Genomic DNA, 16901 nt, shown 5'->3' with positions numbered 1-16901 from the left:
TTTTGGATTTAAGTAGTTAAAATTAATAAATTCTTCAAATAATCGCCTTCGAAATCGTATATACGATGTGATATACTCAGATATGTACTTGTTGTGCAAATTCGAATGACGGAAATGCTGGAATTTTAGCAAGATGCACGTGCTTGTCGGCTTGCAGCATTTCCGCAGATGACTATACAACGCCCTGTATGGATTCATGCGGGCTAATTTTGGAGGGGAAGCACACTTGAAGTTAAAAGTATTGCCTATTGCTTTAACTGTCGTGATTTCAGCCGTCGTATTGTTTGGAGGTTGGTTTGCATATCGTCAGGTTGCCGTGCATAACCCCATTGAAAAAATGGTGACCCAGTATGACGGGGTCAAAGACGCTCAAATAACCATTAACCGCAATGACGTGTTGTTGAAACTTGATTTGCAGCCGGATGTCGATCTGGGCAAGCTGGTTCAATATATTCATAAAGAAGGACAAACCTTAATCGGTTCACGTTCCATCAAACTGGACGTCGTCGACCGTTCCAACGAAACGCTTGACAACTGGTGGGGAGAGGCGTTGTTCACCGTGGCTCAGGCTATGGAAAACAAACAGTATGCTGAAATTACGCCAACGCTAAGCAAGATGGCTACAGGCGGCATTAAGGTCAATACAGCGATGGACGATAAAAACGTATACGTTAGCCTCAGGGACGGAAATGCGAGCAAGTTTGTCATTTTGCCGCGTGTTCCGGGACAGATAGGAGTGTGGCCGAATGCCTAAATGGACAAAGGAAATTATCATTGGATTCATACCCGTGTTGCTGATTTTTCTCGCATTTATAGGGTTTAATATCATTCCCGTTCTCATTGCAGGTTTGCTGGTCGGAGCGCTGATTCTGACGATGCAAATGCGCGGAGGAATCACGGTGGGAGCCGGGCAAGAGCGCAAACGCAAGAAAAAAGGGCCTTCCAAGCTCACCTTTGAGGAAATCGGTGGTCAGGACAGCGCCAAACAAGAGCTGCGCGAAGCACTGGACTTTTTGATTCGTCACGAGGAGATTCGGAAGTTCGGCATTCGGCCGTTGAAGGGCATTTTGTTGACAGGGCCTCCGGGAACGGGCAAAACGCTGATGGCCAAAGCGGCGGCTCACTATACGGATTCCGTGTTCGTAGCAGCATCGGGCAGTGAGTTCGTTGAGATGTACGTTGGCGTCGGCGCCGGCAGAATACGTGATTTGTTCCGTGAAGCAAAAACGCGTGCTGCCAAAGAAAACAAGGAAAATGCCATTATTTTCATTGATGAGATCGACGTCATTGGCGGCAAACGCGAAGGCGGCCAGCAACGCGAATACGACCAGACGCTCAACCAGCTGTTGACCGAGATGGACGGGATTTATTCCTCCGACACGCCGCGCATTTTGCTGATTGCAGCTACCAACCGCAAGGAGATGCTTGACAGTGCGCTCACGCGTCCTGGACGCTTCGACCGTCACATTCAGGTTGATCTGCCCGACAAGAAGGGACGGAAGCACATTCTGGAATTGCACGCGGCCAACAAGCCGTTGACAGAGGATGTGGACCTTGAGAAAACGGCCGAGGAGTCGTACGGATTTTCGGGAGCCCAGTTGGAAAGTGTCATGAACGAAGCGGCCATTTATGCGATGCGCGAAGGATTGCCGCTGATCGAACAGCGTCACCTGTCCTTGGCGATCGATAAGGTCATGATGGGCGAAAAGACCGACCGCGAGTCCACGGTGGAAGAGAAGAAACGGGTCGCCATTCACGAATTGGGCCATGCTATTATGGCCGAACTGGTACGGCCGGGAAGTGTCAGCCAGGTGGCCTTGAGTCCTCGCGGACAGGCTCTTGGATATGTGCGGCACAATCCTCAGCAGGAGCAATTCCTGTATACGAAACGTTTTTTGGAAGAACAGATCATGATTGCGCTTGGCGGCGCAGCTGCCGAAGAGATGTATTATGGCGGCCGCAGTACGGGATCGCGCAATGACTTCGAGCAGGCAACCAACGTCGTGCAGACGATGATGTCTTCCGGGTTGACGTCGCTTGGCATCGTCAACATGGACATGGTGACGACCGAAGAGCTGATGCGGGAAAATAAAGAGATTCTGCAGGGCCTGATGGATGAGACGAAACGCTTGCTTGAAGAACAGAGACCGATCTTCGACAACTCCCTGGATATCCTCATGAAGGAGGAAGTTTTGTCAGGGGAGCAATTTCGTTGTCAATTTCGTGACAACGCCCTTTTACCGGCATAATTTATGTATGCCGGTTATTTTTTTTTACTTTTTACTCGTGCTAAGATATTATTAGTTGTTGGGTCGAAATTTGTAATTTTCGGCGAACAGGGTACAATAGAGAAATAGAGAAGCGAAAGGATGGAGCAGAAACCATGTTTTTCAAAAAAATAGGAGTTGTCGGCGGCGGCACGATGGGGCAAGGGATTTCCCAAATGCTCGCAGCCAAAGGACTGGATGTGCTTCTGGTAGAAAAAACGGCGGAGAAGCTGGATCATGCCTACGACATGATCGAGACGAACCTCGATAAACAACTGGAGAAATGGGCCATTACGAAGGCCGAGAAAAAATTGATTCTCTCCCGGATTACCAAGGTAGCGCACTTGGCCGAGCTGGGTTCTTGCGATATGGTGATCGAAACGGTTTCCGAGGATCTCGAAGCCAAAAAGGCTGTATTCAGCAAACTGGACGAAGTTTGTCCTGCAAACGTCATTCTTGCAAGCAACACATCCACGCTGAGTTTGACCGAGCTAGCCAGCTCGACCAAATATCCGGAGCGTGTTATTGGCATGCACTTCATTCACCCGGTATCCCGGGTTGATCTTGTAGAACTTATTCGCGGGTTGAAAACTTCGGACGGCACCTTTGACGAAACCAGAAGGTTCGTTGAAGAGGTCCTGGACAAAAAAGGCGTCATGATCTATGAATCCCCTGGATTCGTTACTTCCCGCCTGATCTGCCTTCTGATTAACGAAGCGCTGCACGTTCTGCAGGAAGGCGTCGCTTCCGCAGAGGACATCGATGACGCGATGCGCATCGGATACAACTTCCAGCATGGACCGCTCGAAATGGCCGATCGTTTCGGTTTGGATTCCGTTGAAGCGGCTCTGGAAAGAATGTTCCGCGAATTCGGCGAACTGAAATATCGTCCTTCCACCGTGCTCAAAAAAATGGTGCGCGCCGGACATCTCGGCGTGAAAACGGGCGAAGGCTTCTTCAAGTACGACAAGGATGGTGACCGGCTGTGAAATTACTCGTAATCAATGCGGGAAGTTCCTCGCTTAAATATCAATTGTACGACATGACGGATGAATCCGTATTGGCCAAAGGACTCGTTGAACGGATCGGCATGGATTCTTCGATTCTGACCCATAAACCGACAGGTTTCGAGGACGTAACGGAAGTCAGCGAAATTTTGGAACACACCACGGCGATCCGCAAAGTTATCGACATGCTTACCCATGCGGAATACGGCGTCCTGAAATCGGTCGAAGAGATCGAAGCCGTCGGCCACCGCGTCGTTCACGGCGGGGAAGCGTTCAAGGCATCCGCGCTGGTTGATTCTGAAGCGAAGTCCGAGATTCGCCGTTTGTTCGATCTGGCGCCGCTGCACAACCCGGCTGCCATGATGGGGATTCGCGCGGCTGAAACGAACATGCCTGGCGTTCCGCAAGTCATGGTATTCGATACGGCGTTCCACCAAACGATGCCTGAAAAGGCTTATTTGTATGCCATTCCGCGCGTGCTTTACAAAAAATACAAAGTTCGTCGCTACGGTGCCCATGGTACTTCCCATGATTATGTAAGCAAGACTGCGGCGGAGTATCTGAACCGCCCGCTGGAAGATCTGAAAATCATCACTTGCCATATCGGTAACGGCGGCAGCGTAACAGCGGTTAAAGGCGGGGTTTCCGTGGATACATCGATGGGGATGACACCGCTGGAAGGCTTGATGATGGGAACGCGCAGCGGTGACCTTGATCCGGCGATCGTTCCATACGTCATGAACAAGGAAGAACTGAGCGTAAGCGAAGTCAGTTCCATGTTGAACAAACATAGCGGTTTGCTTGCCATTTCCGGCATCAGCAGCGACATGCGCGAAATCACGGAAGGCATGGAAAACGGAGATGCCAATTCCACGCTCGCTTTCGAAATGTACGAGTACCGTCTGCGCAAATACATCGGTTCTTATGCCGCTGCAATGAATGGCGTCGACGTCATCGTCTTTACGGCCGGAGTCGGGGAAAACTCCGTGGTGCTGCGTCAGAAAGTATGTGAGCAGCTGACATATCTGGGCGTTGAGCTGGATGAAGCATTGAATGCCATCCGTTCGGGCGAACCTCGCCGAATCACGACTGCAAACTCCAAAGTGGAAGTTTTGGTTATTCCGACCAATGAAGAATTGGTGATTGCGAGAGATACGCATCGAATCGTATTGAATTCCAAGTAATTGGATTGTAAAGTGGATATAGCAGCATCAGGAAGTGCAGGGGCAGGCAAACGCCTGCCTGCTGCATTTTCAAATTCAGGAATCAAGGAGAGATATGGGCATGACTACGAATTGTGTTATTCGTAACGTGAACGAGCATGTGGGCGAAACCGTAACGATCGGTGCCTGGATCAACAACAAACGCTCCAGCGGCAAAATCCAGTTTTTGCAACTGCGCGATGGAACGGGATATATTCAAGGGGTCGTTGTCAAAAGCGAAGTTAGCGAACAACTCTGGAACGACGCTAAAAGCTTGACGCAAGAGAGTTCCTTGTACGTGACCGGCATTATTCGCGAAGAGCCGCGCAGCAATTCCGGCTATGAGATGACGGTAACGGGCATCGAGATCATCCATTTGACCGAAAACTATCCAATCACGCCGAAGGAGCACGGGGTCGATTTCCTGATGGATCATCGCCATCTGTGGCTGCGTTCCCCGAAACAACGCGCGATCATGATCGTCCGCGCCGAAATCGTGCGCGCTGTTCAGCAGTTTTTTGATGATAACGGATTCACTTTGGTTGATCCTCCGATCCTGACACCTTCGTCCGCGGAAGGAACGACGAACCTGTTCCACATCAAATATTTCGACGAGGATGCTTATTTGACGCAAAGCGGTCAGCTTTACATGGAAGCGGCTGCGATGGCACTCGGCAAAGTGTATTCGTTCGGGCCGACATTCCGTGCCGAAAAATCGAAAACGCGCCGCCATCTGATCGAGTTCTGGATGATCGAGCCGGAAATGGCGTTTGTAGATCATGAAGAAAACTTGCGCGTGCAAGAACGTTTCATCGCTCACGTGGTACAGTCCGTGCTGAAAAACTGCCGTACCGAGCTGGAAACGATCGGACGCGACGTATCCAAGCTGGAACGCGTAATCGCTCCGTTCCCGCGCATTACGTATGATGAAGCGATCGAGTTCCTGAACGGACAAGGCTTCGATATTCCTTGGGGAGAAGACTTCGGTGCCCCGCATGAAACGGCGATTGCCGAGAAATATGAAACACCGGTATTCATTACGCATTATCCGGCCGAAATCAAGGCATTCTACATGAAACCGGATCCGAATCGTCCGGAGGTTGTTCTCTGCGCAGACATGATTGCGCCGGAAGGTTATGGCGAGATCATCGGCGGATCGCAGCGGATCGATGACCCTGAACTGATGCAGCAGCGCTTCGAGGAGCATAAATTGTCCGAAGAGGCGTATCAATGGTACATGGATTTGCGCAAATACGGATCGGTTCCGCACTCCGGCTTCGGTCTGGGATTGGAGCGGACGGTAGCTTGGATCTGCGGTTTGGATCATGTGCGTGAGACGATTCCATTCCCGCGCATGCTGTATCGTCTGTACCCTTAATGCTGAACCGTGGCATGATGGGGGAATTCGGCGCCAACGACTGGGTTGGCGGCATGGCGTACGGCATGGCATCGGGGACTGTCCCATTGCCATACGCGCTGCTTCGCTATTACCATCAGTTGGGATTAACGGATGCAGAGGTGCTTCTGCTCGTCCAATTGCTTGGATTCCGCCAAGTGGAATTCAATGCATTCCCAACGCTGGAAGAGCTCGCGCTACGTACGGGACAACCTCCCGAGGGCATCGCGAGAATGCTGCAGCGATTGATGAAGGACGGTTATATCCGCATTGAGGAATATCAGGACGAGGACCGCGACATCCAATATGAGCGTTACGATCTGTACGGCCTGTACGCCAAGCTTGCGGCATGTTTGGCGGAAGAGAGCAAAACAAGCCAAAATGCGCGAAGCTTTGACAACGTACGACCGAATTCGAACAGTGTTCAAATAGAAGAGGAAGAACGCAACATGTTCTCCATTTTCGAGAAGGAGTTTGGTCGTCCCCTCTCCCCGATGGAGTGCGAGACGATCTCGGGCTGGCTGGACCAGGACCGCTATCCGGAAGAGCTGATTTTGATGGCGTTGAAAGAAGCGGTATTTGCAGGGAAGGTTCACTTCCGGTACATCGATCGCATTTTGCTGGAATGGAGCAGGAATCGGGTCAAAACCGCCCAGGACGCCAAAGCGTATACCCAGCGTTTCCGCAGCGGCGGGCGTTAATCCGTGATCCCTTCATAATCGTTAGATTCGTGCACAAACAGGGCCAGGGCATAGTCTGGTCCTGTTTTTTTGTTGACAGGGAGTGCGTCCCGGCAAAAAGAACGTAAGCTTTTCAGGCAAATGAACAATTTTTTTAAATGGTTTGGTAAAATGTGCAGGGGTGACCGGGACAGATGTCGTCTATACATGTGGAGAAGGAGGGGAGAGTCATTGACGAAGCGCGCTTAATCGAACAAATCCGCCAAGGAGAAACATCCTTGTTTCGTCTTTTGGTCGACAAATACAGCCAGCATGTGTACCATGTGGCCTATTCCGTTCTGCGGAACGACCAGGATGCCCAGGATGCGGCTCAGGAGGCGTTCATTCAGATCTATAAGTCTCTCTCCGACTACCGATCCGAAGGGTTTAAAACCTGGATCACAAGGATCGCCTTCCATAAAGCGATAGATGCCAAACGCAAGCTGAGCAGGCGAATTCCCGAAGAAGCCGGTGGAGACGAACGATTGGCCAGTCTGCCGGGGGGCGAAGAAGACATTCTCTCCCGCCTTGTGCGTGAAGAGCGCAAAGCATTTCTGAGGGAACGGATCAATCAACTGCCTGCCCAGCATCGGGACATTATCACCGCGTTCTATCTGAGCGAGAAAAATTACGAGCAGATTGCCCACGATGCCCAAGTCGCCGTAAAGACGGTGGAATCGCGTTTATACCGGGCGAGGCAGTGGATACGAAATCATTGGAAGGAGGAAGAGTGGCGTGAGTAAAGAGGTATTTGGAGCCCATGAATGGTCGGATTATATCGAAAACCGTTTGAAGGCTGATCAGATGGAACGCATGGAGCAGGCTTTGCTGGATGATCCGCAAGCGATGGAACACTATCTCGGAGCGCTGGACCGCCAGCAACAGCGACCTAGCCTTGCCGATCCCGCCCAATTTGCCGAGAACGTCATGGACCGAATTGGGGAGTTGGAATCGGCCAAACAGAAGCGCGTTTCCCGATCAAACCGTCGTCGGCGCTTACTGGAGCACAAGGTATTTCATTATGCGGTTGCTGCATGCCTGACACTAATCTTCCTCTCATCCGGAGTCTTTGACAGAATGGCCCCTTACCATAAGTTCCAGACTGAACACGGGAGCTCTTTCACAGAAAAATGGACGGAGGCGGCCACGTCGTGGCTGGATCGCCTCAAGCCCAAACCATAAACATTATCGCATTGCCTGAAAAGAAAGGATGACGACTGTGCAACCTGAACGCAGCAGATTACTCGCTTTTTTGTTTAATTTCATTCCGGGACTCGGCTTTTTATATTGGAGGCGTCCAGTAAAAGCCGCGATCTATCCGCTACTCTTTTTTGGAACATTGGTCGGTTCCTTCATGCTGGCCATCGTGTCACATGACGGGGGAGTAGTGATGCTTGCCGGCTGCATCGCGGCCGCGTTCTTCTGGGGCATCAACATGCTGGATATGTTGATCGTATTGTTGCGTACGCCGGCCCGACATCATGCCTATCTGAACACATATCCCGGAGCTTATGCGGGAAACATGGGGGGCATGGATCCTGACGGAATGTACCACCAGCATGAGGGTGAAGCGGATTACCTTCATGCGGAAGCCCCGTACACACAACAGCCTATGTATCGCAAAGGCAGCGAGGGAGAGCGTTTTTTCACGATTCTGCTCTCGTTTATCCCGGGATTGGGCCATCTGCACCTGGGACTGCTGCACCGCGGTCTATCGTTCCTGATCGCCTTTTTCGGATCGTTCGCGATGATGGTTTTCGTCGCCTCGATCATCGACGAATCCATTTTAATGTTCCTGCTTGTCTTGCCTGTTATTTGGGTGTATTGCATGTTCGATGCCGTGCAGCACGTGCACCGCAAACAGGCCGGAGAGGTGCTGCAGGACCGCACATTGTTCGAGGAGCTCGAAATGGGACGGGATTCCGGGCGGCGCAGCAAGGTGCTGGCAACGCTGCTATCGGCTTTTCCCGGCGCAGGGCATTTGTACCTTGGCTTGCAAAAAAGAGGCATACAGCTGATGTTCCTGTTCCTTGGAAGCATTTATGTCCTGGACCTGCTCAGGCTCTCGGTTTTCCTGTTCATGATTCCGCTGATCTGGTTCTACAGCTTCTTCGACGGACTTCAGTGTTCCAGCCGTTATGGGCGTGAGCCTTTGAATGATCAGCCGATATTGAAGGATTGGGTGCGGCACCAGCGGCTGATTGGATTTGGAATCGTGCTGATGGGAGCCTATTACCTTACGATCCGGTTAATTATTCCACAGCTGAATGAACTGTTCCCCGATTTCTTCGTAACCTATGAGATCAATTCCTACATTAACACGATTATCGTCTCTTTGCTTCTGATTGGAGGAGGGCTGAAGCTTTTGTTCGGCAAGCAGCGTTCCTCCAGTGGATCAAGCGCAGGGGATCATGATTCGGATTCCTTGTTCTTGTTCAAGGATCGGCAGGATCGGTATTAAGCAAAAACACGCCTCGCGCTGGGTAAATCCAGCCGCAGGCGTGTTTTTTCATCGATCAGAAGAGTACAGCGTTCAAGGATAAGCAAAAATCATGATTTCAGTTCGCAGCATTTTTTAACAACAGTTGGCGATACAATACCTCGAACAAAAATTCAAAGGCTTCCAGATGACGTTTGGCTTCAAAGGCGTCCTTGCCCCAAGCATAAATGCCGTGATTGCGCAGCAGAATGCCCGGAACGTTGGCATCCAGCACGCCGGGCACCAGCTCCGCAATGGATGGAATATGCGCATGGTTAGGCAAAATCGGCACGCGTACTTCCGCATTTTCTTCCCAGATGTTAAATGCTTTGATCAACTCGATGCCTTGAATCGGCACTTGGCCCTGCGCCCCGAAAAATTCGCTGATGAGGTTGTTGAACACGGTATGCACATGAAATACGGCGCCGCAACCCGTCAGGCGATAAATTTCGCAATGAATGAGCGTTTCGGCACTCGGTTTAAGCTCGGTCGCTTCAATCGCTTTGCCGTGTTTGTCTACGAACAGGAAATCCTCCGGTGTGCGCAGGGATTTGTCTTTACCCGAAGCAGTTACCGCGAAGTAAAATTGCTCGGGGTCGAATTCGCCCACGCGCATCGAAAGGTTGCCGCTCGTTCCGGGGAACCAATTGCGGCTGGCGAACAGTGCCTTGATATCCGCGAGTTCCTCAAGCACCCGGCGTTTCTGTTCGGTCGTTATTTTCTCAAAGCCCATCTTTACAGCACTCCTTGTGTTTGCTTCTGTTTCATGTCTTCCATAATATCGTGGAACGTGGTGAACGGGACATGATCGACCCCAAGTTCGATGCACTTGTCCGTCAAAATGGAGCGGGAGTAGACCAGATCGGCGATTTTGGCGCCTTCGAAGTCGGTCAGGCTGTCCCCGATCAGAATGCGGTTATATTGGTCGGCTGCATAGGAGCGAATGACGGTCGTTTTGCACATGCCGCAACCATTTTCGCATGGAGGCTGACAGGGATGCGGCCATTCGATCCGGATGCGATCGCCCGAGAAATCCGCGCCGTTGCAGTATACATGATCCTGCGGAATATCAAATGGCGCAAGCAGAGGTTCAATGAAAAAATCCATGCCGCCGCTCGTTACGTTAAATTCGATGCCTTCATTGCGCACGTATGCCAGAAAGTCGCCGAACCCTTCACGAATGCCCGCTTGTCCAAGCACGAATTCGACGATTTCGTCTTTTTGCGAAGATGGCAGCAGGGCAAACATGGCACCTACGCCCTCACGCAGCGAAATTCGTTGCTCGACCGTATCTTTCATGATCGGTGCGATGCCTTCGGGGTTAAAATGTTTCATGATGGCGACGATATTGTCCGAAAGGGTGATCGTGCCATCAAAATCGCAAAAAATCACCGTTTTTTTGTCGCTTCTCATCGGCCTGCACCCCACAAATCAAGTGCGGTCTTCAATTCGGGATGCTCTGCGGCGTATTCAGTCAACGGGATGGAACGTCCGGCAGCCTCGATGGCCTGCAAAAAGGCTCGTCCTCCCGCTTCCGTGCCCATCGGGTGACCATGGATGCCGCCTCCGGCGTTGACGATGACGTCGGTCCCGAAGTCGTTCAGGATGAGTGGAACCAGTCCCGGATGGATCCCGGCGGAAGGCACAGGCATGCTGGCGCGCACGGGCAATTCCGGGCTGAGCAGCTGTTCGGTAATAGCCATGTTTTCCTCTTTGGGCATCGTTACGGAGCCATAAGGGGATGGGAATAATACCAAGTCCGCTCCGGCCAGGCGCATCAGTTGCCCAAGCAGCACGGAAGCAGATATGCCATAATGCGGCGAAGGATACACTGCCCCGGCCAGAGCCGGATGGGCCATGATCGGTACGTTAATGTCCGGATCGCTGCTCAGCTCATGCAGCACGTCATAGCCGTAAGAGAGAACGTTAAAAAGCAATGCGTTTGCGCCGGCATGAATAGCCCGCTCGGCTTGCTGCTTCAGCCTGAACGTCGGTCCAGTCAAATTGGCGGCATAGAGCAGCTTTTTGCCGGTTTCCCGGCTCGCCTGCTCGGCAGCCTTCATGCAGACCTCGACTCTTTTCTCGATTGGCGTGAGCGGATTTTCGAACAAAATTTCGTCGTCCTTGATCAGATCGACGCCGCCGAGCGCTTGACGCAGAAACTGCTCGCGCAGTTCATCCGCGTTCAGTCCGATGACGGATTTGAAAATGCTCATCAAGAGCGGACGGTCATGCACGCCAAGCAGGTCACGCACGCCGTTTAATCCGAATTTTGGGCCCGGAAATGCCCGCAGGAAGTTGTCGGAGAACCCGAGACGCGTCAGCTTGATACGTCCATCCATCGAGATTTTGCCAAAGACCGTGACGAGCAAAGCCGGGATATCCCGGCTGAAATTGACGTCGGGGTACCCGATCGTGATGTCGGCATAACGCTCGCCAGGCGCCATGCCTTCGGCTTCATGAACGTGTACCTGAAGTACTTCGCCAAGATGTTTTTGCATTTCCTCGCGTTTGGCTTGAGGCAGCTCGGTCCAGCTTCCGACGGTCATGCCAACCGCGATCGATTCCGCTTTTTTGCGAAAATCGGCACGATCATCATGCAGACGATACGTGGCCGTACACATGTTACTCATTTCAAATCCCCTTCCAAAGCAGCCCCCATCTCCCGTGAGCGCTCTGCGCAGCGGTTCACGGCTGCAATTACGTTTTCGAAAAAGTCGCCTTCATCCAGCGTTTTGAGCGCGGCTTGCGTCGCTCCGCCAGGAGAGGTCACGTCGCTGCGAAGCTTCATCGGTTCCATGCCGGTCTGCTGCACCATGCGGGCTGCGCCGAGCACGGTCTGAACGGTCAGGTCATGCGATTGCTGACTGGACAGTCCTCCGCGAATGCCCGCGGCGATCATGGCTTCCATCAAATAGTATACATAAGCCGGGCCGCTTCCGGAAATGCCGGTAAGGACCTCAAGTTTTTCTTCCGGAACAATCGTTACGATGCCTACGGCTTCAAACATGGTCATGACCGTGCTGCGCTGATCGTCCGTAATCTCCGCCGAGAACGCAATGCCGGTAGCCCCGAGTCCAATGGTGCTGGACGTGTTCGGCATGGTCCGGGCGATGGGTTGCTTCCGTCCAAGGATGCTCTGCATGGTGCGGATGGACAATCCGGCAATCACGGAAACAATCAGCTGATCCGGCTTCAGGATCGGGCCTAATTCACGCAAAGCCGCTGCTGCATCCTTCGGTTTCATGGCAAGCACGATGACAGGAGAATCCGCAAGGATATCCAAAGACTCCGATGCCGTTCCCGTATGCACCGCGTATTTGGCGCTCAGTTCTTCCTGGCGCTTTTTGTTGCTGCGGTTGAGCATCGTAATGTCTCTAGGCCGAACGACCAGGCGGGAAGTCAGTCCCCGGACGATGGCTTCCGCCATCGCGCCCGCGCCATGGAAAGTAATCTTTTGTTGCAGCAGTGTTTGTTGTTCTTGACTCATGGTTTATCGTTCCTCCTAGTCAGCTATCAGCTGTGTATTATTGCCGAATTTGGCCGTTTCCGGTAATGCGGTATTTCGTGGATGTCAGGGCAGGCAGGCCCATTGGACCGCGTGCGTGAAGTTTCTGGGTGCTGATGCCGATCTCGGCGCCATATCCGAATTCGAAACCATCCGTAAAGCGCGTGGACGCATTGTGGTACACGGCGGCAGCATCCACGTCTTGCAGAAACCGGGCCGCATGATCCGCGTTTTCGGTCACGATGCATTCGGAGTGCTTGGTGCCGTACTTCGCGATGTGACGAAGCGCTTCATCCAGGCTGTCCACGACACGAATATTCAAAATGTAATCATTATACTCGGTAGCGTAGTCCTCTTCCGTCGCTTCAAGTGCATCGGGCACCAGGCGGCGTACCGTTTCGCATCCTTTCATCGTTACGCTGGCTTCACGGAATTGTTCAGCCATTGCATTCAGATGCTGTTCGGCATAAGCGGAATGCAGCAGCAGGGTTTCCATGGAATTGCAGACAGACGGACGCTGCGCTTTCGCGTTCAAGGCGATCTCTGCAGCCATTTCAGGATTTGCCGTTTCATCGACATAGGTGTGACAGATGCCAGCACCGGTTTCGATGACGGGCACGGTGGCGTTGTTGACCACGTTGCGGATCAGGGAAGCTCCTCCGCGAGGGATGATGCAATCCAGCAGGCCGTTCAGCTTCAGCATTTCATCCACCGATGCGCGATCCGCATCTTCGACAAGCTGCAGCGCGTCCGGCGGCAGATCGGTCGCCGCCAGCGCCTTCGTCAGCACCTCAACGATCCGGCGGTTGGACGAAAGGGCGGAGGAGCCGCCGCGCAGCAGCACGGCATTCCCCGTTTTCAAGCACAATCCCGCCGCATCGACGGTCACGTTTGGACGAGCTTCGTAGATGATGCCGATCAGGCCGATCGGTACACGCAGCTTCTCGATGTGAAGGCCGTTTGGACGGGTGAACGATTCGAGGATTTCGCCGACAGGGTCAGGCAGGCCGGCAATCTGGCGCAGGCCATCCGCGATGCCTTCGATGCGGCTTTTGTTCAGGGCAAGCCGGTCAAGCATGGATTCAGGCGTGCCTTGTTGTTTGCCGCGCTCCAGATCCTCCGCGTTTGCGGCAATGATGGAATCGGATTCGGCGATCAATGCGTCGGCCATGGCAAGCAGGGCCGTATTTTTTTGTTCCGTGGTCAGACGGTTGAGCTGCGTCAAGGCCGCTTGGGCTTTCGTTGCTTTTTCTCTTACTTCACTCATGATCAGTTCCCCCCTAATAGTAGTTCAATATAAGTTGCACCAATGATTTTTACACGGGACCACTACGTAGTCAGAACCATCTTCCGATCGCTGTTATCTCCGGAATTTTTGGATCCCCTTTTTCATGGGGAAATCCGGTGATAAGCCTATGCTTCCGCTGCAGCTTTCTTTCAGAAAGCTTTTTAGAACGCTTCGCTTCTCCAGATTCTTTCTGCCCACTCCGTTATCGTATAAATGGTTGGTTCAACTGGATCTCATTTATTTTAATGTAATCCACTCGTCCCGATGAATCACTTCGAGGCGATGGATGCTGTTCAGCCGTTGGATCACTTCGCCGCTCGGCAGGCCGGCAATGAGGCGAAGCTGATCGTCGTCGTAGTTGACGATGCCCCGGCCGAGCAGCGTATCGTCAGGGCCGACGACCTCGACGACGTCTCCGGCATGGAACGAACCGAGCACACGCTTCACGCCGACCGGCAGCAGGCTATGGCCGCCATGCACCAGCGCTTCTTCGGCGCCTGCGTCGACGACGACGGTGCCCAGAGGGGTGGACATGAAGCCGAGCCATTGCTTTTTGCGGGAGAGAGCCCCGAGTCGTGTTTCGAAATACGTTCCTTTACCCGTCCCGTTTACCGCATCCTGCATGTCGCCGGGTTCTTTGACGCTGCCTACGAAGACGGGAACGCCTCCGCGTGTGGCCACTTTGGCAGCATCCACCTTCGAACGCATGCCGCCTGTGCCGACGGATGATCCGGAGCCGCCTGCATATGCATAAATTTCTTCGGTAATCTCGCTGATGCGGTCATAGCGATAGGCGTTCGGATCTTTGCGCGGGTCAGCCGTGTAGAGGCCATTGGTGTCCGTGATGATCACAAGATGCTGTGCTTTAACGAGATTGGCCACGAGTGCGGACAACAGGTCATTGTCGCCGAATTTGAGCTCGTCCACGGAGACGGTGTCATTTTCGTTAAAAATGGGCAAAACCCGCTGTTTGAGCAGCTCTTCCACGGTCATGCCCGCATTGCCCATTCGTTTGCGGCTGTGGAAGTCGGTACGGGTCAGCAAAATTTGCGCCGGGGTGACGCGGTGCGCCGCCAAAGCCTGCTGGTATGCCTGCATGAGCAGCGCCTGTCCGACAGCGGCGGCAGCCTGTTTCTCATGCAAAAGCTTCGGGCGCTGGGCATAGCCGATTTCGCGGAATCCGGCAGCGACCGCCCCGGAAGTCACCAGCAGCACTTCATGGCCTTGTTCCATAAGGGCGGCGATTTCTCGGGCAAAGAACGCGATGGCATCGCGGTTTAATCCACCTTCATCCGATGTAAGGGAACTGCTGCCGATTTTAACGACAATACGTGAGGACATGCTTTCACTTCCTTAGACTGAATTGAATGCGTTGATTTTAGGCGATGGGCCCGGAACGAAAACGCTGATATAACAAAAAAACTCCCGACCCTTTGAATTCAAAAGGACGAAAGTTATCTTCCGCGGTACCACCTTTGTTGATGATGTTCCCATCATCCGGCTCGAGCCTTGTAACAGAAGGCACTGTCCTGCTTTCACAGGCCGTTCGGGGGTAGGATTCCAAAAGAAACCGCGGCAAATTTTTTCAGCCCGGCGAAATTTGCTCTCTGGGCGCGGTTTGTTCTTTTGTACTGGTCCCGTCATTACGTTTTATTTCATATGGATAAATGACAATTATCACAGTCATCACGATAAGGCAGACGTTTTTAATAACATACCACGGAAACTTGACAGATGCAAAGGGTACCGAGGCCTGTTTTGCTTATCGGAACAGGCCCAGTCTGCCGATTCGTTCAACCGCTTCGCATAACCGTGCTTCATCGCTGAGCAGTCCTGCCCGGACATAACCTTCGCCATGCTCGCCGAATCCGATACCTGGGGCGACGGCGACTTTGGCTTCCTTCAACAACAGGTCTGCGAAGGAGGCGGAGGTGAACCCTTCCGGAACAGGCAGCCAGGAGAAGAAGGAACCCCCGGGTTTGGACGCATGCCATCCGATGGAAGCGAGGGCATCGAAAAACGCGTTGCGCCGGGATTCATATCTGGCCACCAGATCGGTTACGCATTGCTGCGAGGAAGTCAGTGCCGCTGCAGCCGCTGCCTGGATGCCGCCAAACAGGCTGACGTAAATGTGATCCTGCAGCAGGTTGATTTTGGAGATGATCTCTGCATTGCCAAGCGCAAATCCGACCCGCCAACCGGCCATGTTGTACGTTTTGGACAACGTATAAAATTCGATACCGACTTCTTTGGCGCCTGGAGCTTGAAGGAAACTCACAGGTCGATGGCCATCGAACCCGATGGCCCCATACGCGAAATCGCTGGCAACGACGATTTGATTTTCCCTTGCAAACTTGACCGTATCTTCGTAAAAGGAGAGCGGTGCCGTTGCCGAAGTCGGATTGTTCGGATAGTTCAGGTACATAAGTTTGGCCTTCATGCGGTCCCCGGGGGAAATGGCCTCGTAATCGGGCAGAAATGCATTGGACTCCAGCAGCGGCATGAAGGACATGCGGGCTTTGGCCAGCGCAACGCCAGACCAGTAATCCGGATAACCCGGGTCAGGGACCAGGCAGACGTCCCCGGGATTCAGCAAAATTTGCGGCAGTTGAACAAGCCCGGTTTTGCCTCCGAACAAAATGGCAACTTCCGTTTCGGGGTCCAGATCCACCTTGTAATCTTCCTTATAACGCTGCGCGATGGCTTCCTTGAGGAAGGCGTAGCCGCTGAATGGGGAGTATTTGTGATAAAGCGGATTCTCTGCGGATTGCTGCAAAGTTTTGACGATATGGGAAGGGGTAGGCGTATCCGGATTGCCCTGCCCCAGGTTGATGACGTCATGCCCGTCGGCGATTTCCCGGTTTACGTTTTGCACAAGGGCAGCGAAAAATTGCGTCGGCAGCTGTCCCGTGATATCGGCTGTAGGAATGGGGAAGGCAGAACGGCTTTGTATTTGCTCTTTTTGGCTCATGGTCAACATCACTCCGGTTCTTAGAATGGATCGTATCCCTTAATTTATCACGCCAATCCCGAGC

The 16901-nt window shown here is 52.8% G+C and carries 16 protein-coding genes and 1 other annotated feature; of the genes, 9 read left to right on the top strand and 7 right to left on the bottom strand.

What is annotated here, in order from left to right:
• The first annotated feature begins 226 nt into the window (after positions 1-226).
• The 9 genes from SNR34_RS20030 to SNR34_RS19990 all read left to right on the top strand — a co-directional run bounded on the left by SNR34_RS20030 (position 227) and on the right by SNR34_RS19990 (position 9052).
• Positions 227-754, top strand: a complete 528-nt coding sequence (locus tag SNR34_RS20030; RefSeq protein ID WP_236419712.1) for a hypothetical protein — start codon at positions 227-229, stop codon at positions 752-754.
• A complete protein-coding gene (locus SNR34_RS20025) occupies positions 747-2249 on the top strand; it encodes an AAA family ATPase (protein ID WP_236419710.1) in 1503 nt (500 codons plus the stop codon). The genes SNR34_RS20030 and SNR34_RS20025 overlap by 8 nt, the downstream gene beginning before the upstream one ends.
• Before the next feature lie 134 nt (positions 2250-2383).
• Positions 2384-3256, top strand: a complete 873-nt coding sequence (locus SNR34_RS20020) for a 3-hydroxyacyl-CoA dehydrogenase family protein (RefSeq protein ID WP_339273196.1) — start codon at positions 2384-2386, stop codon at positions 3254-3256.
• Entirely contained in the window at positions 3253-4458 is a 1206-nt protein-coding gene (locus SNR34_RS20015; protein WP_236419706.1) for an acetate/propionate family kinase, read from the top strand. The genes SNR34_RS20020 and SNR34_RS20015 overlap by 4 nt, the downstream gene beginning before the upstream one ends.
• Positions 4459-4558: 100 nt before the next feature.
• The gene (gene asnS / locus SNR34_RS20010; RefSeq protein ID WP_236419703.1) at positions 4559-5854 is read left to right on the top strand and encodes an asparagine--tRNA ligase; all 1296 of its coding nucleotides are present in this window, start codon (positions 4559-4561) and stop codon (positions 5852-5854) included.
• A complete protein-coding gene (locus SNR34_RS20005) occupies positions 5854-6573 on the top strand; it encodes a DnaD domain protein (RefSeq protein WP_486180045.1) in 720 nt (239 codons plus the stop codon). Before asnS ends, SNR34_RS20005 begins: the two co-directional genes overlap by 1 nt.
• Before the next feature lie 173 nt (positions 6574-6746).
• Positions 6747-7334, top strand: a complete 588-nt coding sequence (locus SNR34_RS20000) for an RNA polymerase sigma factor (RefSeq protein WP_236419700.1) — start codon at positions 6747-6749, stop codon at positions 7332-7334.
• Positions 7327-7773 (top strand): hypothetical protein, encoded by a 447-nt coding sequence (locus SNR34_RS19995; protein ID WP_236419699.1) that lies wholly within the window; start codon positions 7327-7329, stop codon positions 7771-7773. Before SNR34_RS20000 ends, SNR34_RS19995 begins: the two co-directional genes overlap by 8 nt.
• A 28-nt stretch (positions 7774-7801) precedes the next feature.
• Positions 7802-9052, top strand: coding sequence for a multi-tm2 domain protein (locus tag SNR34_RS19990; protein WP_339273193.1), 1251 nt, complete (start codon positions 7802-7804; stop codon positions 9050-9052).
• Between the two features lie 97 nt (positions 9053-9149).
• Here SNR34_RS19990 and SNR34_RS19985 read toward each other — a convergent pair whose 3' ends face one another.
• The 7 genes from SNR34_RS19985 to SNR34_RS19955 form a co-directional block, all read right to left on the bottom strand.
• The gene (locus SNR34_RS19985; RefSeq protein WP_236419695.1) at positions 9150-9803 is read right to left on the bottom strand and encodes a methylthioribulose 1-phosphate dehydratase; all 654 of its coding nucleotides are present in this window, start codon (positions 9801-9803) and stop codon (positions 9150-9152) included.
• 2 nt (positions 9804-9805) lie between these two features.
• Entirely contained in the window at positions 9806-10483 is a 678-nt protein-coding gene (locus SNR34_RS19980) for a 2-hydroxy-3-keto-5-methylthiopentenyl-1-phosphate phosphatase (protein ID WP_339273191.1), read from the bottom strand.
• The gene (locus SNR34_RS19975; RefSeq protein WP_339273189.1) at positions 10480-11703 is read right to left on the bottom strand and encodes a 2,3-diketo-5-methylthiopentyl-1-phosphate enolase; all 1224 of its coding nucleotides are present in this window, start codon (positions 11701-11703) and stop codon (positions 10480-10482) included. The genes SNR34_RS19980 and SNR34_RS19975 overlap by 4 nt, the downstream gene beginning before the upstream one ends.
• Positions 11700-12560 (bottom strand): pyrroline-5-carboxylate reductase, encoded by an 861-nt coding sequence (gene proC / locus SNR34_RS19970; protein ID WP_236419689.1) that lies wholly within the window; start codon positions 12558-12560, stop codon positions 11700-11702. The genes SNR34_RS19975 and proC overlap by 4 nt, the downstream gene beginning before the upstream one ends.
• 37 nt (positions 12561-12597) lie before the next feature.
• The gene (locus SNR34_RS19965) at positions 12598-13845 is read right to left on the bottom strand and encodes a glutamate-5-semialdehyde dehydrogenase (protein ID WP_339273186.1); all 1248 of its coding nucleotides are present in this window, start codon (positions 13843-13845) and stop codon (positions 12598-12600) included.
• A 258-nt stretch (positions 13846-14103) separates the two neighbouring features.
• The gene (gene proB / locus SNR34_RS19960) at positions 14104-15207 is read right to left on the bottom strand and encodes a glutamate 5-kinase (protein ID WP_236419685.1); all 1104 of its coding nucleotides are present in this window, start codon (positions 15205-15207) and stop codon (positions 14104-14106) included.
• Positions 15208-15306: 99 nt separating this feature from the next.
• Positions 15307-15519, bottom strand: a binding site (T-box leader).
• Positions 15520-15628: 109 nt separating this feature from the next.
• Positions 15629-16837 (bottom strand): aminotransferase class I/II-fold pyridoxal phosphate-dependent enzyme, encoded by a 1209-nt coding sequence (locus SNR34_RS19955; RefSeq protein WP_486180044.1) that lies wholly within the window; start codon positions 16835-16837, stop codon positions 15629-15631.
• Between the last annotated feature and the right edge of the window lie 64 nt (positions 16838-16901).

The organism is Paenibacillus sp. XP01, assembly GCF_057364885.1.
This window is presented reverse-complemented; position numbering and strand designations above follow the sequence as displayed.